Here is a 5,218-nt window from a genome sequence, read left to right as displayed (position 1 = left end):
TCGGCCCGACCGCGACACACGCCGAGATGGCCATGCAGCGTTCGCCTGCGGAGCCGAAGCCGGCGTTGACCATGGCGTCGGCGGCCAGGTCCAGATCGGCGTCGGGCAGGATCACGGCGTGGTTCTTCGCGCCGCCGAGGGCCTGGACGCGTTTGCCGGCGGCGGTGCCGGTGGCGTAGACGTACTGGGCGATCGGAGTCGATCCGACGAACGACACCGACTGGACCTTCGGGTTGGTGAGCAGTTCGTCGACGGCGGTTTTGTCGCCGTGCAGGACGTTGAACACCCCCGGTGGCAGGCCGGCTTCGGCCCACAGCTTCGCGATCCACAGCGAGGCGGTGGGGTCTTTCTCCGACGGCTTCAGCACGACGGTGTTGCCGGTGGCGATCGCGATGGGGAAGAACCACATCGGGACCATGGCGGGGAAGTTGAACGGGGAGATGATCGCGACCACGCCCAGCGGTTGGCGCACCGAGTAGACGTCGACCTTCGTGGAGGCGTTCTCGGTGAACCCGCCTTTGAGCAGGTGGGGGATGCCGCAGGCGAACTCCACGACTTCCTGGCCGCGCGACACTTCGCCCAGGGCGTCGGAGACGACTTTGCCGTGCTCGGCGGTGATGATCTCGGCGAGTTCACCTTTGCGCTCGTTGAGCAGCTCCCGAAAACGGAACAGCACTTGGGTCCTTCGGGCCAGTGAGGTGTCCCGCCAGGCGGGGAATGCCGCCGCGGCGGCGTCGATCACCGCGCAGGCATCCTCGACGGTGGCCAGGGCCACCTGCCCGGTGGTCTCACCGGTCGCCGGGTTCGTCACCGGCGCCGTCGCGCTGCTCGTGCCCGCGAACTCCTTGTTGTCCACCCAATGAGAAATAGTCTGCATGCCACTCAGTGTGCGGCCGAACACTCTTCGAGCGACGTGACAGAATGACTCCGATTACGCTGATTGCATTACATTGTGTCAATGACTCTGACGGTGGGTGAGGTCATCGCGCTGCCGGTTGTGCAGGCCGGTGAACCCGAGGTGCTCTCCGCGTGCCGGTGGGATGAGCCCCTCCGTTGGGTGCACGGCAGCGACCTGGCGGATCTGTCCGCGCTGCTGCAGGGCGGGGAGTTGGTGTTGACAACAGGGTCGGCACTCGCAAGATCCCCGCGAAAGTACCTGCAACGCTTGGCTTCCGCCGGGGCGATCGGAGTGGTTGTCGAGTTGGGAAACCAGGTGCCGCAACTCCCGGGAAATGCCGCGCCGATCGCCGAGGAACTCGATCTGGCGCTCGTGGTGCTGCACCGTGCCATCCGGTTCGTGGAGGTGACCGAGGCTGTGCACCGACGGATCGTCGCCGAACAGTACGACGAGGTCGCCTTCGACCGCCGCGTGCACGAAACCTTCACCGAGCTCAGCATGCGGCGGGCCTCTGTCGCAGGCATCGTCGACGCCGCAGCCCGGATGCTCGATGAACCCATTGTGTTGGAGGATCTTTCGCATCGCGCGCTGGCGGTGTCCGCGAGCGCTGACGCCTCGGCGCTGCAGGACTGGGAGCGCCGATCGCGACGCAGCCCAGGAACCGCGGCCGGCTCCGAGTCGTGGGCGGCGACGGCGGTCGGCCCCCGCACGGAGGAATGGGGCCGGTTGGTCGTACCTCGCCCTCCCGCCGACTCCGGTCGCGCGACGAGGGTCCTCGAGCGCGCGGCCGCCGCACTCGCTCTGCACCGCATGATCGAGAGAGACCGGTCAGGGCTGCAGCAGCAGGCCCAGAGCGGACTCATCGACGATGTCCGCCGAGGCAGGGTCACCGAGGAACGTGAGGCGGCGGCCCGGGCGCACGCGCTGGGGCTCCGGGCGTGCGCGCATTACCTTCCCGCGGTGATCAGGGTGCAACGGCGCAGGCGGTCCGGGGATCCCGTCGCCACCCACCGGCGCAACGTCGCACTGCTCGACGCCGTGGCGCACACGATCAACGCCGCAGGCCATACCGGGCTCTTTGCGCTACAGGGTGACGGCGAAGTCGGTGTGGTGCTAGCGCTCAAGGACACCAGGGCGGCCGTGGTGTCGAAAGCTCTGACGGCCCTCGGTGAAGCGCTTCGCCGCGAGGTGCAGCGTGTGGACGCCGCTGAAGGTTCGGTGCTGGCGCTGGCCGCCGATGTGGGCACGGTGACGGATGCCATCGCAGGACTGGCCGAGGCCGCGCACATCGCCGAAGTGGCCATCTCCATGGGGGACTCAAGGCCCTACTTCCGCGCCGCGGACACCAGGCTACGGGGTCTGGTCACGCTGCTGCGCGACGACCGGCGGGTGCAGCAGTTTGCCGAGACAGAACTCAAATCACTGCTCGCAGAAGATGACCGAGGCGATCTTTCCCACGTCGCGGTGCTGCGTGCCTACCTGGCCGAGGCCGGGAACAAGGTCGCGGTCGCCGAGCGCCTGCACATCAGCCGCCCGGCGCTCTACAAGCGGCTGGCCGTCATCCGGGAACGTCTGGGTGTGGATCTCGACGACGGTGAATCCCGAACGTCGCTGCACGTCGCACTGCTTGTTCTCGATGCACGTAGTTCTTGATGTGCGCAGTTCGTGACGTCAGCGCAGCGAGGCCTTCTCCAGATCGCCGAGCGCATCACCGGTGTAGACCGCGAGTCGCTGCAGGTGCGGAAGCGCGTCGCGGCACCCGACGAAGCCGAAGTTCATCGTCTCGGCGTAGCTCTGCAGCGTGATGTTGAGCGCCATCCCGTGAATCGGAATGGACACCGGGAACGTGGCTTCCAGTCGGGAACCGTTGAAGTACAACGGTTCCCGCGGTCCGGGCACGTTCGACACACACAGGTTGAACGTGTACGGCCACGGCGTCTGCAGGCCCGTCAGGGCACCTGCGACCTGACCGCCGGCAGGCGCCAGCAGCGCGGCGGTGTAGGCGATGATCGCCGTGGGGGACATCGTCTGCAGCTGCGCCTTCGACGCCCGGGTGGCCGCGGTGATCTTCTCCAGTCGCTCGACCGGATCCTCGATGTCGGTGCCCATCGGCGCGAGGATGGCTCCCACCGCATTGCCGCCGCCCTCGTCGCCCTTGGGTCGCACGTTGACCGGAAGGAACGCAATCAACGAGCGCTCCGGCAGCTTGTCGAAGTCGGTGAGGAACTTGCGCAGACCCCCGCCGATGATCGCCAACGCCACGTCGTTGATCGTCGAGCCGTGCTGCGAGCTCACGGCCCGGAGCCGATCGAATTCATACTGCTGGGTGGCGAACCGGCGGTTGCGACTGATCCGTGCGTTGAGGATGCTGTGCGGCGCCGATGCCGAACCGGCGATCTGTGCGTACTCGCCGTCGCGGCGGATCTGGGTCTTGACGATCGCATTGGTCAGATCGACCGCAGAGCTGACCCCACCGGCGACCTGAGAGCCGAAGCCGCCGAGCGCCCGCAACGTGGACGTGAGCAGGTTCGACGGCGCCACCGGCGCGCGACGCTCGCGTTTGGGAGTGGGCGTGTTGAAGAACATCCGGGTGTCGCGCGACTCCGGGTCCGTCGTCAGGCTGCGAGCCAGCATCCGCATCGCGCTGTAACCGTCGACGAGCGCATGGTGGATCTTCATGTACAGCGCAAACCGTCCGCCCTCGAGCCCTTCGATGACGTGGATCTCCCACGGGGGCCGGGTCAGGTCGAGGTGGTTGCTGTGCAGCCGGGAGACCAGGATGCCCAGCTCCCGTTCGTCGCCCGGGCTGGCGAGCGCCGACCGGCGGACGTGGTAGTCGAAATCGAAGTCGGTGTCGGTCACCCAACTGTGCACCGGGCTGAACTGGAGTCGTGGGTGCGCGAGTTTGCGGTTCCACGGCGCCATCACCTCTTGGCGCCTCGCGTCGTCGATCATCGTTCGCAGGTAGTCGCGCGGCGCGTCGGCGGGCGGCGTGAACGGGAGAAGCCCGGCGACGTGCATCTTCGAACTCGACGTCTCGCCGTAGATGAAAATCAGGTCCTGAAGCCCAAGCCGGACACTGTTGGCGCTCAAGGGCTCTCCTGTTGCTGAAAATGCCTATTGTCGAAAAACTGCATTGTGGTGTCCGCCACAGTACGCGCGTACGGGTCAGGTGCCACAGAATGTTCGAAACGAGGCGCTGAACTCCTTCTCGGCGGGCTCGGCGTAGCGCTCCAGCCCGGGGCGTTCCTCGAACGGGGAACCGACTGCGACGAGTAACTGGCGCAGCGGCGCCAGGTCGCCGACAGTGGCCGCGGTCAGCGCCTCCTCGACGAGATGGTTGCGCGGAATGTAGACCGGGTTCACCCGATCCATCGCGTCCGCGTCCGGCCCCAGCGCGCGCCATCGTGCGGCCCAGTCGTCGAACGCGGCGAGGTCGATGAACTCACCGCGCACCGGTTCGGCATCACCGCGGGCCGCGCGGCTGAGCCGGCGATAGAACGAGGTGTGGTCGACCTGGCTCTGCTGCATCTGCGTGAGCAGTTCCTCGACCAGTGGGGCCACCACCTCGGCCGCGGCGTCGGCGACCCCCAGCTTGGCGCGCATGCCCGCCGACCAGACCTGCTCGTAGCGACCCTGGAAGCCGCCCAGCGAGGCCTCGGCCAGCGCGATGGCCGTCTCCGTGCCGTCGGCCAGCAGAGGCAGTAGTGCCTCGGCGAACCGTGCCAGATTCCACACCGCGATCCCGGGCTGGTTGCCGTAGGCGTACCGGCCCCAGCTGTCGATCGAGCTGTACACCGTCTCCGGGTCGAAGCTCTCCATGAACGCGCACGGTCCGTAGTCGATGGTCTCGCCCGAGATCGTCATGTTGTCGGTGTTCATCACCCCGTGGATGAAGCCGACGAGCATCCACCGGGCGATCAGGTCGGCCTGCACCGAGCTGACGGCCTCCAGCAGCGCGAGGTAGCTGTTGTCGGCGTCGGCCGCGTGCGGATGGTGCCGGGCGATCGCGTGGTCCGCCAGCCGACGGAGCAGTCCGAGGTCTCCGGTGGACTGGGAGATCGCGGACGCGTACTGGAACGAGCCGACGCGCAGATGGCTGTCGGCCACCCGGGCGAGCACGGCCCCGGGCAGCACCGTTTCCCGGTTCACCGAGCGTCCGGTGGCGACGACCGCGAGGGCGCGGGTGGTGGGGATGTGCAGCGCGTGCATCGCCTCGCTGATGACGTACTCGCGCACCATCGGTCCGACGGCGGCAAGCCCGTCGCCGCCCCGGGCGAACGGCGTCCGCCCCGAGCCCTTCAAGTGCAGGTCCCGGAC

At 67.6% G+C, this 5,218-nt stretch carries 4 protein-coding genes; 1 reads left to right on the top strand and 3 read right to left on the bottom strand.

The features are described 5' to 3' along the window. Positions 1-877 (bottom strand): aldehyde dehydrogenase family protein (locus WA965_RS03690; protein ID WP_526447097.1); only part of this gene is annotated, 877 nt, incomplete at its 3' end. A gap of 81 nt (positions 878-958) precedes the next feature. On the opposite strand from WA965_RS03690, the gene WA965_RS03685 reads away from it, so the two are divergent. Beyond that, positions 959-2,551, top strand: a complete 1,593-nt coding sequence (locus WA965_RS03685; protein ID WP_526299634.1) for a PucR family transcriptional regulator — start codon at positions 959-961, stop codon at positions 2,549-2,551. An 18-nt stretch (positions 2,552-2,569) separates the two neighbouring features. Here WA965_RS03685 and WA965_RS03680 read toward each other — a convergent pair whose 3' ends face one another. Then, positions 2,570-3,991: a WS/DGAT/MGAT family O-acyltransferase gene (locus tag WA965_RS03680; protein WP_526299636.1), complete on the bottom strand. Its 1,422-nt coding sequence runs from the start codon at positions 3,989-3,991 to the stop codon at positions 2,570-2,572. A gap of 75 nt (positions 3,992-4,066) precedes the next feature. Continuing rightward, positions 4,067-5,218 (bottom strand): protein adenylyltransferase SelO (locus tag WA965_RS03675; protein ID WP_526447095.1); only part of this gene is annotated, 1,152 nt, incomplete at its 5' end.

It is taken from the genome of Mycobacterium sp., assembly GCF_049683935.1.
Classification (GTDB): Bacteria; Actinomycetota; Actinomycetes; order Mycobacteriales; family Mycobacteriaceae; genus Mycobacterium.
Note: the sequence above shows the minus strand (reverse complement) of the source record. Positions and strands in the feature narration are given on the sequence as shown.